General features: G+C 63.1%; 13 protein-coding genes. 9 read left to right on the top strand and 4 right to left on the bottom strand.

From position 1 onward, the window contains the following. Positions 1–9: 9 nt before the first annotated feature. A complete protein-coding gene (locus KW843_RS16350) occupies positions 10–1557 on the top strand; it encodes an AMP-binding protein (protein WP_218296202.1) in 1548 nt (515 codons plus the stop codon). Positions 1558–1815: 258 nt separating this feature from the next. Here KW843_RS16350 and KW843_RS16345 read toward each other — a convergent pair whose 3' ends face one another. After that, a complete protein-coding gene (locus tag KW843_RS16345; protein WP_218296201.1) occupies positions 1816–2808 on the bottom strand; it encodes a tripartite tricarboxylate transporter substrate binding protein in 993 nt (330 codons plus the stop codon). A 91-nt stretch (positions 2809–2899) separates the two neighbouring features. Beyond that, the gene (locus tag KW843_RS16340) at positions 2900–4183 is read right to left on the bottom strand and encodes a hydroxymethylglutaryl-CoA reductase, degradative (protein WP_218296200.1); all 1284 of its coding nucleotides are present in this window, start codon (positions 4181–4183) and stop codon (positions 2900–2902) included. Positions 4184–4311: 128 nt separating this feature from the next. On the opposite strand from KW843_RS16340, the gene KW843_RS16335 reads away from it, so the two are divergent. Continuing rightward, on the top strand, positions 4312–5739 hold the full coding sequence (locus KW843_RS16335) for a PLP-dependent aminotransferase family protein (protein ID WP_218296199.1): 1428 nt from the start codon (positions 4312–4314) through the stop codon (positions 5737–5739). A 267-nt stretch (positions 5740–6006) separates the two neighbouring features. Here the strand turns inward: KW843_RS16335 and KW843_RS16330 are convergent, their stop codons facing one another. Then, on the bottom strand, positions 6007–8415 hold the full coding sequence (locus KW843_RS16330) for a heavy metal translocating P-type ATPase (RefSeq protein ID WP_255594776.1): 2409 nt from the start codon (positions 8413–8415) through the stop codon (positions 6007–6009). A gap of 183 nt (positions 8416–8598) precedes the next feature. Here KW843_RS16330 and KW843_RS16325 point away from each other — a divergent pair, with 183 nt between their 5' ends. From KW843_RS16325 to KW843_RS16310, 4 genes are all read left to right on the top strand, one after another. Beyond that, on the top strand, positions 8599–8790 hold the full coding sequence (locus tag KW843_RS16325) for a heavy-metal-associated domain-containing protein (RefSeq protein WP_218296197.1): 192 nt from the start codon (positions 8599–8601) through the stop codon (positions 8788–8790). Between the two features lie 103 nt (positions 8791–8893). Then, positions 8894–9454 carry a Cu(I)-responsive transcriptional regulator gene (gene cueR / locus KW843_RS16320; RefSeq protein WP_370628508.1) on the top strand — a complete coding sequence of 187 codons (561 nt, stop codon included), beginning with the start codon at positions 8894–8896 and terminating at the stop codon, positions 9452–9454. Positions 9455–9921: 467 nt separating this feature from the next. Then, a complete protein-coding gene (locus tag KW843_RS16315; protein WP_370628512.1) occupies positions 9922–12180 on the top strand; it encodes a heavy metal translocating P-type ATPase in 2259 nt (752 codons plus the stop codon). 387 nt (positions 12181–12567) lie between these two features. After that, complete coding sequence (locus tag KW843_RS16310; protein WP_218296196.1) at positions 12568–13209, top strand: glutathione S-transferase family protein; 642 nt, start codon at positions 12568–12570, stop codon at positions 13207–13209. A 346-nt stretch (positions 13210–13555) separates the two neighbouring features. Here KW843_RS16310 and KW843_RS16305 read toward each other — a convergent pair whose 3' ends face one another. Further along, entirely contained in the window at positions 13556–16375 is a 2820-nt protein-coding gene (locus KW843_RS16305) for an IPTL-CTERM sorting domain-containing protein (protein ID WP_218296195.1), read from the bottom strand. A 1398-nt stretch (positions 16376–17773) separates the two neighbouring features. Here KW843_RS16305 and KW843_RS16300 point away from each other — a divergent pair. The 3 genes from KW843_RS16300 to KW843_RS16290 all read left to right on the top strand — a co-directional run bounded on the left by KW843_RS16300 (position 17774) and on the right by KW843_RS16290 (position 21900). Then, positions 17774–18064, top strand: a complete 291-nt coding sequence (locus tag KW843_RS16300; RefSeq protein WP_218296194.1) for a hypothetical protein — start codon at positions 17774–17776, stop codon at positions 18062–18064. Next, positions 18061–19593, top strand: coding sequence for a PepSY domain-containing protein (locus KW843_RS16295; RefSeq protein ID WP_218296193.1), 1533 nt, complete (start codon positions 18061–18063; stop codon positions 19591–19593). Before KW843_RS16300 ends, KW843_RS16295 begins: the two co-directional genes overlap by 4 nt. Before the next feature lie 174 nt (positions 19594–19767). Next, positions 19768–21900, top strand: coding sequence for a TonB-dependent siderophore receptor (locus KW843_RS16290; protein WP_218296192.1), 2133 nt, complete (start codon positions 19768–19770; stop codon positions 21898–21900). Positions 21901–21965 lie beyond the last annotated feature (65 nt).

Raw genomic sequence — 21965 nt, 5'->3', positions numbered from 1 at the left:
TTTAGCCATATGAAACTGCATCACCCCCCCACCTTCTTCTCGTTGGTGCTGCGTGCCTTGCGCAAGTACCCGGGCCGCACAGCCTTCCGCCAGGGCGAATTGGCAGTTCTCTATCAAGACGCCATCGATTTCATGGGGAAAGTTCAGGCGGTGCTGAGTTCGCACGGCATGCGCCGGGGCGCGCGCGTCGCATTGCTGACGGAAAACAGGTACGAGACTTGGTGCGCGTCCGTCGCGGCACAGGGGCTCGGCGCTGCCACCAGCTGGCTGCACCCGCTCAGTTCGCTGGACTCCCAGGTGTCCCAGATCCGCGACGTGGGTGCTACCGTCCTGATCATCGACACGGATGGATTCACAATGCGGGCCCATGAACTCGCCGAGGCGCTCCCGGGCGTTTCCGTGTTCCACGTGGGAGAGGCTGGACCCGGTGCCGATCTTCTGGCGCTTGTCGCCCGGCATGAACAGGTCGAACCGGTCGAGCGGGCGATCGCGACCGAGATCGGCACGTTGAATTTCACCGGGGGCACGACCGGCCGCCAGAAGGCCATCGTGCGCGAGGCAGGTCAGGTCGCGCTGATGTCCATCGCCATGAACAGCGAACTGGAGCTGCCCGATGGCGTGCAATATTTGGCGATCGCGTTGATCAGCCATGTCACAGGACAGTTGATTGCACCGACGCTGATGCGTGGCGGCACTGTCCATTTGATAAAGAAGTTCGACGCAGGCCAGGTACTGGAGATCATCCAGCGCGAGCGCATCAGTGCAACCCTGATGGTGCCCACGATGATCTACAAGCTTCTGGATGCGCCGCTCGAGGAGTTCGACCTGGACAGCCTCGAGCTCGTGGTCTATGCGGGGTCCGTCATTTCGCCGGACCGCCTGAGGGAAGCGATTCAACGCATCGGCCCGGTCTTTTCCCAGGTCTATGCGCAGACAGAATGCACCCCCATCGCGATCTTGCGCCGCAAGGATCATGATCTGGACGATCCTGCATCCCTGGCAGCGTGTGGCTACCCCATGGCGACGGCCGAAATCGCGATTCTCGACGACAGCAATCAGCCGCTGGCGGCGGGCGAAATCGGTGAGATCTGCGTGCGAAGCCCGTCGGTGATGCAAGGCTATCTCGAGCAGCCGGAAGCCACCCGGCAAGCACTGGCTGGCGAGTGGTTGCACACCGGGGACATCGGTTTTTCCGATCCGCATGGCCGCCTGTCGATTGTGGACCGCAAGAAGGACATGATCGTGTCAGGGGGCTCGAACGTCTATCCGCGGGAGGTCGAGGATGTTCTGGCCGCGCATGCCGCTGTCGCATCCGCCGCCGTGATCGGCGTGCCCCATGCCACGTGGGGTGAAGCCGTCGCGGCGTTCGTCGTGTTGCGGGACGGGGCTGAAGCCGAGGCAGCTGACCTGATCGCCTACGTGCGGGAACGCAAGGGGCCGCTGATTGCACCGAAGCAAATCATCTTCGCAGATGCGCTGCCAACGACCCCCTTTGGAAAAATCGACAAGAAGAAGCTGCGAGCGCCTTTCTGGGAGCGAGAGACGAGGTTGATTTGACGCGGGCAAGCCTCGCGTCCCGTGGCTTTTTTTTGGTGCGCCGGTGGTAAGCCAGGCGCACGCCGATAGACGCGAGAATGACCGGCCTCGGGGCGCTTCAGCAAGCCGCAGCCTGCAGCGACAGGCGCCCCGTTTTTCGGGCATGGCCGGCCTGGAGCGCACACCCTTTCTCCTGACCGGGCAACAACCCGGTCGAAGCCCGGGCGATGCAGGTCGCCCGTCCGGTCAGCGTCGTGCCGTCAAGCGACGCCAACACGGTCACTCGATGGCCACCTTGGCCGTCTTGACGTACTGGCCCCAGCGATCGATCTCGCTGAAATAGAAGTTCTGGTACGCGCGCTGATCCATGTGCTCGACGACGAAGAACATCTTCTTGGTCTGCTCGACGATGGCTGGCTCCCTGAGGGTGGCGTCGACTGCCTCGTGCACGCGCGAGATGACGTCTTCCGGCATTCCGGCCGGGCCGAAAATTCCCACCCATGGTCCCCGTTCGACATTGAGACCGATTTCCTTCAAGGTCGGGACGTCCGGAAACTCCGGCAGGCGTTGGGGCATTGAAACCGCCAGCAGGCGCAGCGTACCGCTGCGGATGTGGGGTTCCACGGTCGACAGGACGTTGATGGAACAATCGACCTGTTGAGACAGCTGGGCATTGAGCAGGGGCGCGGTGCCGTTGTAGGGCACATGCAGGAGATCGACGCTCTTGGCCACCTTCAGGGCCTCCATCATGAGGTGTCCGGACGTGGCGGTGCTCCACGAGCCGAAGCTCATCGGGGTCTTGGCATCCTTGGCCATCTGCAGGAACTGGTTCAGGTTCTTGGCTGGGTGTGAAGCGCTCACCACCAAGGCCGCAGGGAAGAAGCCCAGCGGCGCAATGGCAACAAATTCCTTCTTGGGGTCGTAAGGTGCCTTCTTCATCGCATGGGGCGCGATGGTGTGCGACTCCATGCCGCCGTAGACGAGCGTGTAGCCGTCGGCCGGGCTGCGCGCTGCCGCGACGCTACCGATGGTTCCGACGGCGCCGGGGCGGTTGTCAACCACGACGGCCTGGCCGAGCCGCTTCTGAAGACTCGTGCCCATGAGGCGCACGATCACATCGCCGCCGCCCCCCGCAGCCCAGGGGACGATGATCTTGATCGGACGGTGGGGGAACACAGCACCCTGTGCGAGCGTGGGGCACGCCCACGTTGACAACATCGTGGCGCCGAGGGAACCGAGCACGGTGCGGCGCTTGACCTGAGGTTGTGTCATGTCGATAGTCTCCAAGTTATGAGATGGGTGAACGGTCTGGCTGGCTTCGAGGCCGGCGGAATCAGCCGCCCCGCCGGCAATGGCGGCTGTCTTAGTTTTGGCGCAGCTCTTCAAGCAAGACGACCGCCCGGTCGGTGCGTACGTCGTGCTCCGCGGCCATGCGCCTGGCAACGACTTCGATCTCGTCACCCGTTGCCCCTGCGACCAGCGCGATGTTGCGTGCGTGTAGGGCCATATGGCCGCGCTGGATCCCTTCGGTGGCCAGGGCGCGCAGCGCTCCGAGGTTCTGGGCCAGGCCCACCGCGACGGCCACCTCGCCCAGTTCCTGCGCCGACCTGACGCCCATGATCTTGAGCGACAACCGGGCCAGCGGGTGTGTCTTGGTCGCGCCGCCCACCAGGCCCACGGGCATGGGCATTTCGATGGTGCCGACCAGCGCGCCCTGGGTGTCTTTCTCCCAGGTCGTCAGCGAGGTGTAGCGTCCGTTTCGGCAGGCGTAGGCATGGGCGCCGGCCTCGACCGCGCGCCAGTCGTTGCCGGTGGCAACGATGACGGGATCTATGCCGTTCATGATGCCTTTGTTGTGCGTGGCCGCGCGGTACGGGTCGATGGCTGCGAAGGTGTAGGCATCGAGCACGCCTTCGATGATCTCTTCGCCGCTGCGCTCTTTGGTTCTGAGCGTTTCGGGCGTGAGCCGCACGCGGGCGCGTGACAGACGCAGGTCGGCCAGGTTGGACAGGATGCGCAGCCGCACGGTGCCGCCCGTGAGCTTCTCGACCAGGGGCGAAACCGATTCGGCCATGGTGTTGACGGTGTTGGCACCCATCGCGTCGCGCACGTCGACGATCAGGTGCATGACGACCATGGGACCGCGGGCCGTGTCGGGGAACACGTGGATCTCGATGTCGCGGCAGCCGCCGCCCAGGCCGATGAGGACCTTGTCGCGGCTGTTGGCGACCTCCAGGATCTCGTCACGGTGCTTCAGGAGCGCCAGGCGGGCGCCATAGGGGTCGGTGATGCCGATGACCTGCACCTGGGCACGCATCAGCGGTCCCGTGCTGGAGGTTTCGAAGCCGCCGCAGTCGCGGGCCAGCTTGGCCATGAACGAGGCCGCGGCCACGACGGACGGCTCTTCGACCACCATCGGCACCAGGACATCGCGACCGTTGATCTGGAAGTTGCCGCCGATGCCGAACGGAAGTTCGAATGTTCCGATGACGTTCTCTACCATGCCGTTGGCACGTTCGACGCTGAGCGCGCCGGGCTGGTTGATGAGCGCGACGTCTCCCTCGGACAGGTTGGTGATGCGTGCGACATGTTCCAGGCGCTGCGCAGGGGTGAGTGAGCGGAAATTGGGGAGTCGTGAATCGACCATTGGGTGTCTACTGGGTGGTGGATACGGTATGGGCAAACTTTAAAACCGCCGTACCAAATAGTGAAGGTACAGTTTTGCCAAACAGTTTGCTTTCCGGGCAAAGACCGGCGATGTGTCATAGTTGATCAATGACAGTTGAAGGAAGCTCCCAGACACGTCGCCCCAGATCGGTTACCTTGCCCGTCGCGGTCGCCGACGACATCGAGCGGCAGATCCGCGACGGTGCCTACAAGGTCGGCGACAAATTGCCCTCGCTGCGTGAGATGGCCGAACTCCACAAGTACGCCAAGAACACGGTGGTCACCGCATTTGAATTGCTCGTTTCGCGTGGGCTGATTGAACCCCGCCGCGGTGCTGGGTACTTCGTGGTCGACAAACCGCCTTCCAGGGCGGCCGATGACGAGGCGGGAAGCTTGGGGCGAGCCATGGACATCGTCTGGCTGATGCGTGAGCAGCTCAAGAACGAGCCGGGCGCCTTGGCAATCGCCGATGGCTTCCCGCCAGTCGAATGGCTTTCGGATGTGAGGCTGGACAAGTACCACCAGAAAGTCGTGCGCACGGGGCTGGGCTCCTTGTTCCGCTATGGCAGCCGCTTCGGGTACGCGCCGCTGCGTGAGCATTTGGTGCGCAAACTCGCGGACTTTGGGATCGGCGCCGAACCGCGGCAGATCGTACTGACGCACGGTGCCAATGAGGCGATGGACATCGTTATTCGCTACTTCGTGCCGCCCGGCGGCAAGGTTCTGGTGGATGACCCTGGCTACTACCCTTTGTTCGGCAAGTTGAAGATGGCCAGTGCTGAGGTTCTAGGCGTGCCACGCCTGCACGATGGACCGGACCTGGAGGCCCTGGAGCAGTTGTTGATCACCCAGCGGCCCAGGCTCTTCTTTACGCAGTCGCTCGCACACAACCCGACAGGCTCGGACCTGTCCGCGGCAAAGGCATTTCGCGTTCTGCAGCTGGCACAGAAATACGACCTGCTGATCGTTGAGAACGATCCGCTTGCGGACTTCAAGCCGACCTCGTCGCCACGCCTGGCTTCTCTGGACCAACTCGAGCGCACGATCTACATCGGCAGCTTCTCAAAATCATTCTCGGCCGCACTGCGCGTGGGCTTCATTGCTTGCGGCGCGGATTTGGCCAGTGACCTTGCCGATCTGAAAGCGCTGATCCACGTGAGCAGTTCTGAGTATTGCGAACGGACCGTCGATGTCATGTTGAGCGAAGGCCACTATCAACGACACCTGACCCGGTTGCGCAGTCGGCTGGGCGAAGCGACGGAGGGTGCGCGCGCGCTGTTCGAATCTGTAGGAGCGAACATCTTCGCAAAGAACGCCCAGTCCCTCTACCTGTGGGTATCCATGCCCGGGGTGGATGATTCGATGACCCTTGCAGATTCGCTGCGCCCACACAACATCCGGTTGGCTCCGGGCAGGATTTTCAGCGTTGACACCTCCGCGACCTCGCCATGGTCACGCTATAACGTGGGGGCGGTGATGGACCCGAGGTTCAGAACAGCCCTCCAAAACGCGCTGGTGCAATTGGGCTCCTCCTAGCGTCCCACGATGCTCAAGAGCCTTGCTGCAGGTTTTCAATCGTTGTGCTTTCGTCGTTTGGGCTCTCAAACGACGCATATCTAAACTGAGCGAGAGATAGGTAGTCACTTGTCGGTGCCGGGCACTCCAGGCTGGAATCGACCATGCGCTACCTCGGCATGAGGGGGCGATGCCTGGGAGAACTCCGGGCAGATCGATATCTGGTGGCCAGGCACCGAGGGTGGGGTGGCTCAGCGCCTGCGGTTCTTTTTCTGCCGTGGTCGTTCCTCACTTCTTCCAGGACCGTAGCATGAGAGCGTTGGTCACCACACTCACGCTGCTCAGGGCCATGGCAGCTCCGGCCACCATGGGATTCAGCAGTCCCAATGCCGCCAGGGGAATCCCGACCACGTTGTACGCGAATGCCCAGAACAGGTTCTGACGGATCTTTGCGTAGGTACGCCGGGAGATATCGATGGCATCCGCGATCAGCGCAGGGTCTCCGCGCATGAGCGTGATCCCCGCCGCATGCATGGCCACGTCCGTGCCCGTGGACATGGCAATTCCCACGTTTGCAGCCGCCAGAGCGGGCGCGTCGTTGATCCCGTCACCCACCATCGCCACCTGTCTGCCACCGGCCTTGAGCTGGGCCACGATATCCGCCTTGCCTTCCGGCAGCACATCGGCGCGAACCTGATCGATGCCCAAGGCGCGGGCCACCGCGCCTGCGCTTCCCTTGTTGTCCCCGGTGACCAGGACGGTCTGGATGCCCAGGCGGTGCAGTTGGGCAATGGCCTGTTGGGAGCTGGGCTTGACGGTGTCTCCAAACGCCAAGAGTCCCACCACTTCTGGCGCATCGGTCACGTCGGCCAACCAGGACACAGTGCGGCCTTCGTGCTGCATCTGTGCGGCGGTCACCGTCAGGCTGGCCGTGTTGACGCCTAGCTCATCCATGTAACGCGTGCTTCCCAGGCGGATCTGGCGTCCTTTGACGACAGCAGACATACCTCTGCCAGACACGGCAGTGACCTCGGTGGCCCGAGGCACGATCACGCCCTGGATGCGCGCTGCATCCATCACCGCCTTCGCCAGCGGATGCTCGCTGCCGTTCTGAATGGCGGCCGCAAACGGCAGCAGCTGATCCTGGTGGCCTTCGGCGGGTATCGCTGCCGTCAAGGTGGGCTTGCCCTCGGTCAGGGTGCCGGTCTTGTCGAACGCCACCGTGTCGATGCGGTGGGCAACTTCAAGTGCTTCGGCATCCTTGATCAGAATACCGTGGCGTGCTGCTACACCGGTGCCCGCCATGATCGCGGTGGGAGTCGCCAAGCCGAGCGCACAAGGGCACGCAATGACAAGTACCGCGACGGCATTGAGGATCGCCTGCTCCCAGTGGCCAGTGGCGAAGCCCCAGCCCATCAGTGTGATGGCAGCAAGGCCGAGCACCACGGGCACAAAGACCGCACTCACTTCATCCACTATCCGCTGGATGGGCGCCTTCTTGGCCTGTGCCGACTCGACCATGCGCACGATGCGCGACAGGGTTGACTCAGCGCCAATGGCGGTGGTGCGCACCAGCAGCAAGCCTTCCGCGTTCACTGCGCCCCCCGTCACCTTGTCACCGACGTGCTTCGCCACGGGCAGGCTCTCCCCGGTGATCAATGACTCATCCACCTGGCTGGCGCCTTCGATCACGGCGCCATCCACCGGGACTCTTTCCCCTGGACGAACAACCACCGTATCACCTACTTTCACACGTGAAAGCGGTAGATCGATGTCACCGGCATCAGTGCGCACGCGCGCAATCTCCGGGCGCAGCGCATGCAGCGCCCGGATGGCCTCGGTGGTTTGCCGCTTGGCCCGGGCCTCCAGCCACTTCCCCAGAAGGACAAGCGTGACGATGACTGCGGAGGCTTCAAAATACAGGTGGGGGGTGCCGTGCTCGGCGTGCTTGAACAACAGATACAGGCTCAAGCCGTACCCGGCCGACGTACCCAGCGCCACCAGCAGATCCATGTTTCCTGCCCCTGCACGCAGCGCCTTCCAGCCGGCACGGTAAAACCGCGCTCCCAGCCAGAACTGCACTGGCGTGGCCAAGGCGAGTTGAATCCAGCCGTTGAGTGTCCAGTCTTGGCCGAACAGCATGCCCACCATGGGCAACACCAGAGGAACGGACAGGCCCCCCGCCAGCGCGACCGGCCACCAAGGCGCAGACTGATTCGCGGGTTCAGCCGGAGTGCTCGCATCCACCATCTGGGCCTCATAGCCCGCCTTTGCAACGGCGGCTACCAGACGTTCGGGTGGCAAGCCTGCATCGAAACGAATCTGCGCACGCTCGGTGGCCAGATTGACTTCGGCATGCTTCACGCCAGGCACGGCCTTCAGCGCCTTTTCGACACGTCCAACGCACGAAGCGCACGTCATCCCGCCGATCAACAACTCCATGGATTCCTCCGCCACTGCGTATCCCGCCTTTTGCACGGCCGCAGCCAGAGCAGTGACTGCCACTGTGGCGGCGGCCACCACGGTGGCGCGCTCCGTGGCAATGTTCACGGTCACCTCGCGGACACCGGGTACGGCTTTCAGTGCCTTTTCAACCCGCCCAACGCAGGAGCCGCAGGTCATGCCCAGAATCGGGAGATTCAGGTGTGCGCTCGACAGGGCGGCGGACGAGGCCGCTTCATTCACGGGGGTATTCATGGCAATCTCCAAGTGGTGTTCAACTCCGGCGGTATCCGGCACAGCCCGGACTTTCAGGGTTGACACGGTGGGAGACGCAAACGAGTCAGCATGTCTTGGACAGGCCACCATCCGGCCACTTGACCTTGCCCCTGTGGCAAACCGGAGACTGGGCACCTCTTAACTTTTCCCCAGAGGTGAAAAATGCACGAATTCCAACTTCCCGACATGACCTGCGGACACTGTGCGGGGATGGTGAACCAGACGCTGCAGATGGCAGACCCTGACTGCAAGGTGCGGGTGGACATGTCCAGGCGGATGGTCACGGTGCAAAGCGCGGAAGACCGCAAGACACTGGCCGAGGCACTGACCGAGGCCGGATACCCACCCGCCTGATTCGGTCCGGACAAAAAAAGGAACGTCCGGGGAACTTGACATTGACACGGTGGCAAGGAGGAAAGTCCTGGCTACCGGGTTATTCCATTGCACAGGAGCATCCATGACCACACTCATGAACATCGGCGATGCAGCCAAGGCGGCAGGCGTATCGGCCAAGATGATCCGCCACTACGAGCAAACAGGATTGTTGCCAGAAGCCGAGCGCAGCGAGTCTGGCTATCGAAAGTACGGTGAGCGCGAAGTTTCGGTACTGCGTTTCATCCGGCAGTCGCGCCGCCTCGGATTCTCCATGCCACAGATTGCGGAGTTGATCGGCCAATGGGGCGACACGCACCGCACCAGTCGGCAGGTGAAAGCGATTGCCGAGCGCCATCTGGCGGATCTGGAGGAGAAGCTGCGGGAGATTGTCGAGATGAAATCGGCGTTGGAGCAGTTGGTTTCTGTGTGCGCTGGCGACGACCATGCGCATTGCGCAATCCTGGACAACTTGGCGGCGGACAGTCCGTCGAAGCCCAACCACAGCGCCAGTTTCGTCAAGCCCACTCGGCGCGGAGCCAAGGCGTCCAGAACACACCTTGAAGCGACCCACGCGCCGACGAACAGTCATCTGGATCTCATGACGTGGATGCGAGGTGTCCACGTACATCGAGGGGGGCACTGAACCGGGCCGCGGGTGGGACCATGGAACCATCGCCTTGTGCCGCGATGGTGGCCGACCGTGGCAGGGCCTTCTTGTGCGGCGCGGCCTCACGCACCGGCTTGCCTGGCAGGCTCCATGGCGCTGACGACCGTCTTGCAGCCCTCATCGATCACCATGAACTGGATCTCAAGGGCGGCCGCTGTGGGCGCTTGACATTCCCACCGTGTCAAGCCTTAACGTTCCAACAAGGTCTCGCACCATCTTGAGGACTTCTTGGAGAACGCCATGAACAACGAACCCACCACACAGCGCCTGGAGAAGAATCGGACAAAAAATAACCTCGGCAGACTTTCAACACATCGATAGGGAGGCCATCCATGCCAGCTGCAGCACCGCACGATCATGTGGTCCACGGACACCAACACCGCGAAGACCATAACGGGCATTCACCTGCGCCATCAACAGGGTTGAAAGATCCAGTCTGCGGCATGGAGGTGACGGACCAGTCGCATCACTCGGCAGAGCACGAAGGACATCGCTACTACTTTTGCAGCGTCAAGTGCAAAACACGCTTTGTGGAAGCGCCGCAAAAATTCCTGTCTACGCCGCGGAGCGACCGTGCCCCTCAGCCCAAGCCCGCAGCGGCGCAACCCGGCACGATCTACACCTGTCCCATGCACCCGGAGGTGCAGCAGGACCACCCGGGGAACTGCCCCAAGTGCGGCATGACACTGGAGCCCATGCTGCCTACGCTCGATGAGGGAGAAAACGCGGAACTCGTGGATTTCCGGCATCGCTTCTGGTGGACGCTGCCTCTCACAGTAGTGGTCGCTGTCCTGGCGATGCTTGGGCACCGGTTGCAGTGGTTCGAGATGGCGACTCAGAGCTGGATTGAGCTGGTCCTCACGGTACCCATCGTCCTGTGGGCGGGCTGGCCCTTCTTCGTGCGCGGTGCGCAGTCGGTCGTGAACCGCAGCCCCAATATGTGGACGCTGATCAGCCTGGGCACCGGTGCCGCTTTCGTCTACAGCGTGGTCGCGACCGTTGCGCCGGGGGTGTTTCCCGCCTCGTTCCAGGCCATGGGGCGCGTGGCGGTGTATTTCGAAGCTGCGGCCGTCATCATCTCGCTCACGCTCCTCGGCCAGATGCTGGAGCTGAAAGCGCGCTCCCAGACCTCGGCCGCCATCAAATCGCTGTTGGGCCTGGCACCCAAGACGGCGCGGCGCATCGACGCCAACGGCCAGGAGAGCGACGTGCCGCTGTCCCACGTCCATGTGGGTGACCTGCTGCGCGTGCGCCCCGGGGAGAAGGTGCCGGTGGATGGCGTGGTCGTCGAGGGGAGCAGCGCCGTGGACGAAGCCATGCTCACTGGCGAGCCGGTGCCCATCGTCAAAGGGCCCGGGGATGCGGTCATCGGTGCCACGCTCAATACCAACGGAGCGCTCGTGATCCGGTCGGAGCGGGTCGGCTCCGCCACCATGCTGTCCCAGATCGTTCAGATGGTGGCCCAGGCACAGCGCTCACGGGCCCCCATGCAGCGCATGGCGGACCAGGTGGCGGGGTACTTCGTGGTGGCCGTGGTCGGTATCGCGTTGCTCACGCTCTTCGCGTGGGGCCTGTTCGGTCCTGAGCCACGGTGGGTCTATGGCCTGGTCAATGCCGTGGCCGTGCTGATCATCGCGTGTCCCTGCGCGTTGGGCCTGGCAACACCCATGTCCATCATGGTGGCCACGGGCCGGGGGGCGACCCGTGGCGTGCTGTTCAGGGACGCGGCAGCCATCGAGAACCTGCGCAAGGTGGACACGCTGATCGTGGACAAGACTGGCACGCTCACAGAGGGCAAACCCTCCTTCGAGCGTGTGGTGGCCATGCCCGGCATATCCAACGACGAAGTGTTGCGTCTGGCTGCCAGCCTGGACCAAGGCAGCGAGCACCCGCTGGCCGACGCCATTGTGCAGGCGGCCCGCGCCAAGGGGCTGGCCCTGGACAAGCCCGAGGACTTCGAGTCCGGGTCGGGCATCGGCGTACGCGGACGGGTCGGCGGGCGCCAGATCGCCCTGGGAAACACGGTCCTCATGGAGCAGGTGGGCGTTTCTGCGGATCCGCTGCTTGCGCAGGCAGAGGCCTTGCGCGCCACAGGCGCCAGCGTGATGTACCTGGCGGCCGATGGCCAGCTTCAAGGCCTGCTGGCGGTCTCGGATGCCATCAAGGCCAGCACGCCGGAAGCGCTGGCGACCTTGCACGCGGCGGGACTGCGCATTGTCATGGCCACGGGCGACGGCATGACCACCGCCAAGGCGGTGGGGGCCAAGCTGGGGATTGATGAGGTCCATGGCGAGGTCAAGCCTGCGGACAAGCTGGCCCTGGTGTCGCGGCTGCAGGCCGAAGGCCGTGTTGTCGCCATGGCGGGGGACGGGATCAACGACGCGCCCGCCCTTGCCAAGGCGGATGTGGGGATCGCGATGGGCACCGGCACCGACGTGGCGATGAACAGCGCACAGGTCACCTTGGTCAAGGGCGATCTGCGGGGTATTTCCACAGCGCGGGAACTGTCCGAGGCGACGGTGGGCAACATGAAGCAGAATCTCATGTTCGCCTTCCTCTACAACGCGCTGGGCATACCGATTGCGGCAGGACTGCTGTATCCCTTCACCGGCTGGCTGCTGTCGCCGATGATCGCGGCCCTGGCGATGAGCCTGAGTTCTGCCTCGGTGATCACCAACGCCCTGCGGCTTCGCAAGGGCTGAGATGGACCCGCAGGCACCGAGTTGATCTGAGGAGGTCCCTGGCCGGCATTTCCGCAAGGCAGCAAGGAAACCGGCATCCTGTCAGCATGCACGGTGCTCGCAGGCCCGTTTCCGACGGCTTCGGTCTGGCGGGCACCACGACGGTGATGGAAGCCGTCTGCGGTGCCGCTCCGGGGGGCTCGGTGGGCCATGGGCCCGAGTTGATCGATGCGCTTGCGCGGCTTTTTGCCGACTCGCATTCAATGCCAATTGCGATGAGTGGTGAGCGGTGAACGGCCAATCATGTGGTCCTGACGGCGCCCACATGCCGCATCCGGCATGACGGGGTCGTCTCGTATGCTCTCTACAGAGAATGACTCCCAGATGGATACCTCCCAGGAACCCGATATGACGCCCCCGCTCACACCAACCGGCATCACCCTCTACGGCAACCGTGAATCTGGCCATAGCAACAAGGTGCGCCTGGCATTGGTGTTTGGGCAGGTTGAGCATGACTATGTCCATATCGACATCTTTGTGTCGCCTGAACAACGACCGGAGCCATTTCGCAGCCTGGCGCGTTTCAATGAGGTACCGCTCCTGGTGTGGGGAGCGGAGAGCTTTGTGCAGTCCAACGCCATTCTGTGCCTGCTGGCAGAGCGCCTGCAGCGCCTGGGTGGCGAGAGCCCGCAGCGCATGGCGCGTGTGCGTGAATGGCTGTTCTGGGAAGCCAATCGTCTCGGCCTGTCGCTGCCACATGTTCGGTTTGCCCGCCAGTTTGCCCCGCAGGAGTATCCCGGCGGCACACCGGAATGGCTGCTGGCGCGCTATCTGCGCGACATAGCGCGGCTTGAGGCCGAGCTGAGCGACGGACGCGCATTCATCCTCGACGAGCAACTATCGGTCGCTGATTGCGCGCTCTGCGGCTACCTGTTCTGGGCGGATGACGTGGGGCTCGATGTTCCGCCACACGTGCGTGCCTGGCTGCGTCGAATCCAGCAACTGCCGGGCTGGCAGCCTCCTCGCGAACTGCTGTCCGCTGCGCCTTGATCTGGCCCTGGCAGCGCCACCATGAAAAGCCGCTGCAATGGACGCAACCGGATGGCGTGCCCGCGCGTTGCGTTCACGCGCATATGCCTCAGCTGACGGGCATCCACCGGCAGCGCGCCCGTGTGACTGCTTGGCGCGGCCCTATGCGGTCTGCGCACATTGCTTGTCGGCTTCGCACCGTGCCTGCCGTGGCAACAGCGGACGTCCGCGCAGCCGACCGAAGTGAGGACGCGCAGTTGGGCGACATATTTCGCAATTGAAAAGGAATTGCAGCTTGAACGCGTCCATGGTGTCCACCGTTATCGATTGGTGGACACCATGACGACCGCCTAACGCAATCCATTTACTACGGGACGAGCGCGCGCTTGCGACGGATCAGGCCCATCATGACCATCAAGCTGGACAGCATGACAAGTCCCCATTCCGAGAGCGTGGGAATCGATGCCGGAGCATTGGCTTCTACGGCGATGACGCGCGACTGCGTATTGTTGGATGTATCACCGTCGCCTGCTGCACCCGTTGTGCCGTTGGCGGTAGCCGTCCCCAAGGTCGTGGGGGTGCCGCTCACCTGGCATGTCACCGCCTGGCCTTGGGGAATGGCGTTCCCTGCGACCCATGCCGAGGCCCCAGGGCTGACCGTGCAGGAGCTCGTGGACAGGCCCGGAGGCAGACCGGCGACAGAGCAACTCGTGCTGGCCACCGCATCGGCAGAACCAGCGTTGGTGCAGGTGTAGCTCCCTGTGTAAGAGACACCCACTCTTGCAGTGGCAGGCAACCCGCTCACATCCACCAGTACATCCGGGGCCGTCGTCATAGACACAGGCTTCGATGCTGTGTTGTTGCCGACATTGATGTCGCCCGTGGCGCCGGTGGAGCCGTTCACGGTCAACCCACCAGAGCTGGTTGGCGTGCCGCTCACCGCACAGGTGACGAAGGCCCCCGCAGGTACGGCGTTTCCGGCGGTCCAGGCGCCGCCTGTGCTGATGCTGCAGGCCCCTTGGTTCACCCCTGCCGGGAGCCCTCCCACGGCGCAGATGGTGCCGGTGAGCGCCGTGGCGGCACCGATGTTCTGGCATGTGAAGCTACCGCTGTAGGGCACACCAACTGTCCCTGAGGGCGGAATACTTGCCAAGTCGATCGCCATGTCAGGCGTAGGTAGAACACCAGCGATGGCGATGATGGCGGTACGTTCATTGTTCAGCGTATTCGGATCGTTGTCGGCCCCGGTGGTCACATGCACGGTCACGCTACCCGTTGTGGTGGGTGTTCCAGAAACTTGACATGTCACAGTCTCTCCGGAAGGCACGGTACCTGGCTGGGTCCAGGGCGTATTGGCCGGGCTCACGGTACATGCCGAGACGCCCACGCCTGCGGGCAGGTTTGCGGCATCGCATGTTGCAACATCCGCGGCAGCAGCCCCCTTGTTGGTGCAGGTATACGAGCCGGTGTAAAGCGTGCCTACATTGGCAGTCGGTGGCAGGTTCAGAGTCACCGCATCCACGTCCATGTCGCTGAGCGTCGAAGGGCTGACCAGATCCGTTTTCCACATGGGGCCGGGAAGCGGATCGACCGCGTCACCCGCGATGGTGTAGTTCCCGTTGTTGATGGGCCCCATTGCCCCATCGGGAACAACTACGGTGACAGTAAAAGACCCCGACTGCCCCGGCGCCAACGTACCCACGTTGCAACTCAGGGAGCCGCCTGGCGTTGGCGGTGTGGCAGTGGCGCCACCAGAAGCCGGCGTGCAGTTTCCTCCGCTGGAAGACACGTAGGTCACGTTCTGAGGGACGGCCGAATTGTCTTGCGGCATCACCGGCGTCACAGTGGCGTTGCTCACTGGGTCGCTGGTCTTGTTGGTGTAGGTATAGGTGTAGGTGATCTGAGTGCCATTGGCGCTGCTGACAGACACGGGGCCAGAGACGCTCACCCACAACACGTCGGGGAGCCTGAAGCTAAAGCTGTCCACATGCACATGGCCTTCGTGCCCGCCAGGAGAGCAACCCGCCGCCACCAGTTCAAGCTCGATCCAGTCGCCCACCTGCAGTTTGGCATTGCCGGGGGCTATGTCAAAAGTGATGAATTCCGAATAGGCGTAGTTCCGGGTGTTGTTCGTGGTGTCATGCCACACGGTCCCTGGCTGGTTGGAGAAGTTGAAGGTGAAGAACAACTGGCCAGGGGAGCTCGCGGGGGCACCGGGCACAGGAACAGGGGTGGAATCCACGGCCGACGTGATCTTGCGCACTTCGACCGCAAAGTAGGGCTGTTCTTCGGAGAAATGCCCACCGGAAACGCTGGAAACATATACCGCACCATTTGTCACGTTGATGGCGTTGCTGGTCAGCGTAATTTGCGTGTCACTGTCAACGGAAAGTACCTGACGATCCGTATTGTTTGTGCCAAGACGCACATAGTTTCCAGGGCTCACCGTGGCCGTGAAATTGGTCCCCGTGCCTGTGACGATGGCGGAGCCGGAAGCAGCACTCACGGTGCCGCCCAGCACTTTGATCAATCCTGGGTTGTCAAGCACGGGCGTCATGGCGAAGCGAACGTGTACCTTGCCGTCTGCGTCCACATCGGCAGCCGTCACTTGGGCGCGTTGCCGAATGGAGCTGGCACGGGAAGCATGGCTCGTGTACTGCACGGGCGGGTTCCCCAGGGTCGGGCTGCCACTTCTGGCAATATGACGCGTTGCCTGGGTGGATCCAAGTGGATTCAGATTCACCAAAGCACTGTTGTTGCCAGCAAAGGGCCAGCGCAAGGAGGCAGCGGGGATGGCGCCAGTGAGCAGATGATCCTGTTGGCTGCGAGCGCCCGCGCCGCCTGCATCCAGCACCACGGACAGGTCCGTGGCATCTGGTGCCGTCCCCGTGGTGGTATAGAGATTGGGGTCATATCCCGCGTCACCAGCATTGGCCCGAAGATTCAGATCCTTGATGGATTTGGGGTTGATGGTGTGCGTACTAACTGTGGGCACGCCGTTGTTCTGCAGAGTCGTTTTGATCCATTCGCTGCCAAACGTGCCGCCCTCAAACCCGCCATTGACGAATTCGGCGTGCGCCGGATGCGCTGCCAGAAGCATCCCCCCAACACCTATCGCGGCCACGCCGCGCAGGAACTTGTGAACCAAGGCATGCATGGTTCTCCAACCATTTGTTCTTTTCAACACGATTCCCTCTTTGGATTTAAACGCTGCTCAGAACGGTGAAGCAGTGAGCAGACATACAACAAACAACTTTCGGATCGTGGGTCCGCGTCATGAAACGAGGGGCCCAGCGAAAAAATCCAGCCCACTGTCCAAAGTGGGCGCAGTGCCTGCGGCATCACACAAAGGACAATCAGCGCGTTACGGCAGTGCGGAAATCACGTCGAGATTCGATACGCCGAAAACGATGCAGGGTCTTGCCAACGCCAATGGACTAGCCAATCTGCAGATAACTAACCGGCGCCTCCGGGGTTTCCCGGTCAGCCCTCCAGGCCCAACCCGTGGCCGACAAGTGCTACAGCGCGCCGATTGGACGCTGTGCAGCGCAGGTGCGACAGCATCCGAACGCCAGGACGCGGACCTCACTGCCGAGCCACCCCCCTCGGCACGGTCTCGAGTAAATTTCCGCCGGCATTTCGCTCATCAGCGGTTTGATGCGGGGACTGCAGGTGCGCCTTCCTGCGACGCAGCTCTTCAGGCCGCCACGCACGGCGATTTCAAGCCGTCATGTGCTGTCAAGCAAGGCACCGCATAGGTGCCCATGCAAAGGCAACCGTGCAATCAGTGGGGCGAGCGATTTTTGTGACATGGCGAAATAGGACGTTGGGGCAAATTGCTCCAGCTGCCCAATACTCATGTCACATACGGTAACTCGCCATAAATCAAAAATCCGAGAATTGACTATTGTTTGCAATCTCGATCACGGCCTGATCGATGGGGGCCATGCCTGCGCTACGTGCGGCGAGCCCCACCTGTGAACGGACGTATTGCACTTCGGTGCCCCCGGCAGTGCGGCGCCCCCCATGCCGCAGATGAAGTCCTTTGCACTGAAGCAAACGGGGGCAACCGCCGGATGTGCTCGATACCGGCCCCCTTCCCCATGCGGCCTTCCATTCGGTGGCGTGGCGTGTGCTGCCAGGTTCATTCACGCGGAAGGTGATCAAGCCTTGTGGCTGGGCCTCTCGCAGAGCTGTGTGCGGGGGCGATGAACACGGCATGGGCACGGGTTTTCGGGTCGAAAAGCGCCCTGTGGTGGCACCTGTTCAGGGCGTTCACGGGGACCGATTAACATTGGTAGCAATTCTTATTCTCAATTGCATACATGTTGATCGGTATTCTTCTGACCTTTGCGTGTGGCTGGCTGGTTCTGCGCGCCACTCCCCGTGCGGACGGGTCGCACCAGAGGTGGCCGTACGCAGCGTTGGGAGTGGCGGCGGCGCTGGTCGCTGTAGGTGGCATCCACGCCAGTGGCATGGGGCTGGCCGTGTCCATCGCCTTCGTGTTGGGGGTGGCCATGCTGGCGATACCCTGCCTGAGCTACTGCCAGGCCAGGCGCCGTGGCGCTTCCAAAAGAGCTGTGCGATGAGTCGTCGCAAAGATCCCGACGCAGCGCCCCGTCATCTGCTCTTCAAGGGATTGACGGGTTTTCTTCTTGGCTTTCCATTGGCACTGTGGCTCAGTTGGCTGCTGATGTACGGCGGGCTCTTGCCAAGCCATGTGCCGGTACGCGACCAAATTGCCATGTGGCTGGCGGTCCTGCTGTGGGCGGCCGTGCCGTGCGCGGCATTCCTGGCCCGAAGCCGCCGGCAATGCCTGGCAGTTTTCCTGCTGGCCAATGCAGCTGCTTTCACCGCCTGGAAGGTATTGCAATGAAGGCGCAGACCGTTCGCGACTACCTGGCGGTTCACACCTGGGTTGGCATCCTCTGCGGGCTGGTGTTGTACGTCGCCTTCTACGCTGGCGCGTTCTCGATGCTGGAAGCCGAGATCACCCGCTGGACCCAGCCACCGGCCGCCGTATCCCGTGCGATCAGCAATGACGGCGACGCGCTGGCCAAAGTCTTCCTCGACGCGAACCCGGACTTCACGGGCCGCGTGCGTTTGCGCTGGCCCAGTGCGGACCACACCCAGCCCGCGCTTGCGCACATGGTGCGCGGCCAGGACGCGGTGTGGTGGCAACTGGGCAACGATGGTCAATTGCACCGCATGCACTCCATGCCGCGCGAGGACGACACCAGCGGCAATTTTGTGGACTACCTGCATCGCAAGGGTGGCCTGCCCATTCCGCTGGAATTGGCCGAGCCGCTGATCGGCCTCGTGTCTCTGGCCTATGCGCTGGCCCTGGTGTCAGGCATCGTGGTGCTGCTGCCTTCGCTGGTGAAGGACTTGTTTTATCTGCGCCTGGGATCCAACCTCAAGCGCATGTGGCTGGATGTGCACAACCTGCTGGGCGTGGCCAGCCTGCCGTTTCACCTTGTCATCGCACTGAGCGCCGCCGTGTTCGGGCTACACGACATGGTCTACCTGGCGCAGGACAAGTTCGTCTATCAGGAAGGCCTGCGCGCCACCGTCGCGCGCGACAGTGTCAAGCCGCCGCAGGTGGCGCGCGCAGACTGGCTGCCTCCGAGCGAAATCATGCGCCGCGTACAGGAGCAGGCGCCGGGATTTGCGCCCCTGGGCCTGGACTACGTGATGCTCCCCAGCGGCCCCGTGGGGCTGGTGGGGGGCGTGGATGAACGGCACTTCCAGCGCGCCTCGCGCTACGGCCTGGCTTTCGTGAACCTGGGAAGCGGCGAAATCTACGATCGCAACTATCTGCCGGGTGCCAGCGGCTATGCGTCGACGGCGCTCCTCAGCAGCCTGTTCGCGCTGCACTTCGGCAGCTATGGTGGCGACACGGTGCGCATCCTGTACCTGCTGCTGGGGCTGTCGGGTGCGCTGCTGTTCTACACCGGGAATTTGCTGTGGATAGAGACGCGGACCCAGCGCGCGCGCAAACCGCAAGACGGGCAGTCCATGAGGCGGCCGCGCCATGTGCGTGTCGTGTCCGCGCTCACGCAGGGTGTGTGCCTGGGCTGCGCTGCGGCGCTACCCGCGACGCTTGCCCTGGCGCACTGGTTCGCGCCGAGGGTGGGCGACATCGACGCGCTCCACCAGGGTGTGTACTACACGCTGTTTCTCGCCTGCATCGCCTGGGCGATCTGGCGCGGCACGGAACGCGCTGCGCCCGGCCTGTTGTGGTTCACGGCGATCTGCAATGCGCTGGTACCCGTGGCCGCCGTGCTGAACCCCAGTCCGGACGGGGTACTGCTGGGCCTGACCTGCCTGCTGCTGGCACTGTTCTTCGGATGGCTGGGTTGGCGCCAGCGCGCCAAGGTGCATCCGGTCGGCGTGGCTGCCTGATGTGCATGCGCAACACTTCATTTTCATAGCTGCCTGCGCTTGCTACATAAGCGCTGGAGGCCAATTTGACTTCCAGAAACAGGCCTACCGTACTCAGTCGCCAGCGGGGTGTCGGTTACAACATGAAATATAATGAGAATTATTTTCATTCGTATCAAATAACGGCAAGAAGCAATGTCCAACAAAGCATCCTTTGGCCGCACCGGCCGGCTTACTCCCATCGCTCTGGCGCTGCTGGCTTTCAGCGCCTCCGTCGCAGGGCAGACCGCGGACGGCGGCACGGCCACCGCCACGCTGGAGCAAGTCAATGTGCGCAGCAAGTACGAACGTGAAGACCTGCCGACCCGCGCGCCCGGCCACAAGGCCGCATCGGGCGCGCGCCTGGGCATCCTGGGCGCCACGTCCATCCTGGAGGCGCCCGTGCATGTCAACGCCTACACGCGCGAGCTGGCCGAGGACTGGTCGGCCCTCACGCTGCAGGACGTGCTGGAGAACGACTCGTCGGTCGTCTTCATCACCAACAAGAACCACCTGCTGCAGAACTTCAACCTGCGCGGCCTGGACATGAGCGCGATGGACATCGCCACCAACGGCCTGTACGGCATCGCCCCGGCCAATGCGGTGCCGGTGGAGATGTTCGAACGCATCGAGGTGCTGCGCGGCCCGAACGTGCTGCTCTCGGGCATGCCGCCCAACAACAGCGTGGCCGGCACCGTCAACATGGTCACCAAGCGCGCACTGGCGCAGCCCATCGCCGACCTGACGATGACCTACGCCACGCATTCATACCTGCAGGGCCATGCCGACGTGGGCAAGCGCTTCGGCGATGAAAAGCGCCTGGGTATCCGCTTCAACGGCGTCTATGGCAGCGGCGAGATGGGCGCCAAGGAGGAGGACCAGACCCGCCGCGTGGGGGCTCTGGCGCTGGACTACCTGGGCGACCGCGCGCGCTTCTCGCTGGACGTGTACAGCAGCGTCACCAAGATCGAGGGCGGCAGCCCGGGCATGTTCAACTTTCTGGGCAACGCCCAGATCCCCGGCGTGGGCCGCCTGCTGGCGCCGCCCGAGGGCGACACCAACATGTTCCGCGGCACGCACGGGCAGTACGACAACAGCGGCGCGCTGGCCCGCGCCGAGGTCGACTTCACGCCCGACTGGCAAGGGTACTTCGCGATAGGTGGCTCCGAGGCCGAGGGCAACGGCCTGCTGTTCGGCACGCGCGCCTTCGTCACCGGCGCGGACGGCACCACGCGCGGCGCGATCTACAACGTCCACACCGAATCCGAGCGCCGCACGGCCGAGACGGGCGTGATCGGCAAGTTCGACACCGGCAGCGTCAAGCACCGCCTGCAGCTTTCGGCCAATGTCCTCAAGCACAAGGAAGGCACGGTCAACACCGCCTGCAACTACTGCTACACCACCAACATGTACAACCCCGTGGCGCCCACCTTTCCCGCAGCGCCCAAGTGGACCGGCTACACCACCGTGAACGACTACCGCTCGCTGGCCGTCGCCGACACCATGGCCTTTGCCCATGAAACCGTGCTGCTGACAGTGGGCGGGCGCTACCAGACCGTGAAGATGCCGCTGCAAAAATACAGCGAAAGCCGCTTCTCCCCCATGCTCGCCGCCGTGGTACGGCCCTGGGGGGATTCCGTCTCGCTCTTTGGCAATTACACCGAAGGCCTGGAGCCCGGCCAGATTGTTGGAGTGGGCTACGCCAACACGGGTGAGGCCCTGCCACCGAAGCAGACCAAGCAGTTCGAACTGGGCGTGAAGCTGCAGGCGGGTGCGCTCACGCACACCGTCAGCGCCTATGAGATCAAGCGCCCCTCCTTCGTCACCAACAGTGCCAACCGCATGGTCGATGACGGCGAGCAGCGGCTGCGCGGCCTGGAGTGGAGCATGTACGGCATGTTGACCAAGGACCTGTCGCTGCTGGGCGGCGTTACCCACATCGAATCCGAGCAGCGCAACACCGGCCGCGATACCTACGGCACGCCTGAGCTGCGCGCGCGCATCGGCCTGGATTGGCAAACGCCCGTGCAAGGTCTGAAGGTGGGCGGTCGCGTGGTCCACACCAGCTCGCAGTGGGCGGATTCGGGCAACAAGCTGCGCGTGCCCTCCTGGAATCGCCTGGACCTGAATGCCAGCTACGCCACCAGGTTCGGCAGCATGCCCGTGCGCTTCAACGCCAGCGTGGAAAACGTGGCCGACAAGAAGTACTGGATCGGCATCTTCGGCGACGGCTTTGTGATGCCAGGCGCACCGCGCACCTTCAAAGTGTCTGCGACCGTGTCGTTCTGATGCTGGGGACAGGCCCGCCGAAGGTATGGCGCCTTTCAGCGTGGCCTGACTTTCGAAAGCACCGG

Origin of the sequence: Acidovorax sp. sif1233 (genome assembly GCF_019218755.1) — a bacterium.
Classification (GTDB): domain Bacteria; phylum Pseudomonadota; class Gammaproteobacteria; order Burkholderiales; family Burkholderiaceae_C; genus Acidovorax.
Note: the sequence above shows the minus strand (reverse complement) of the source record. Positions and strands in the feature narration are given on the sequence as shown.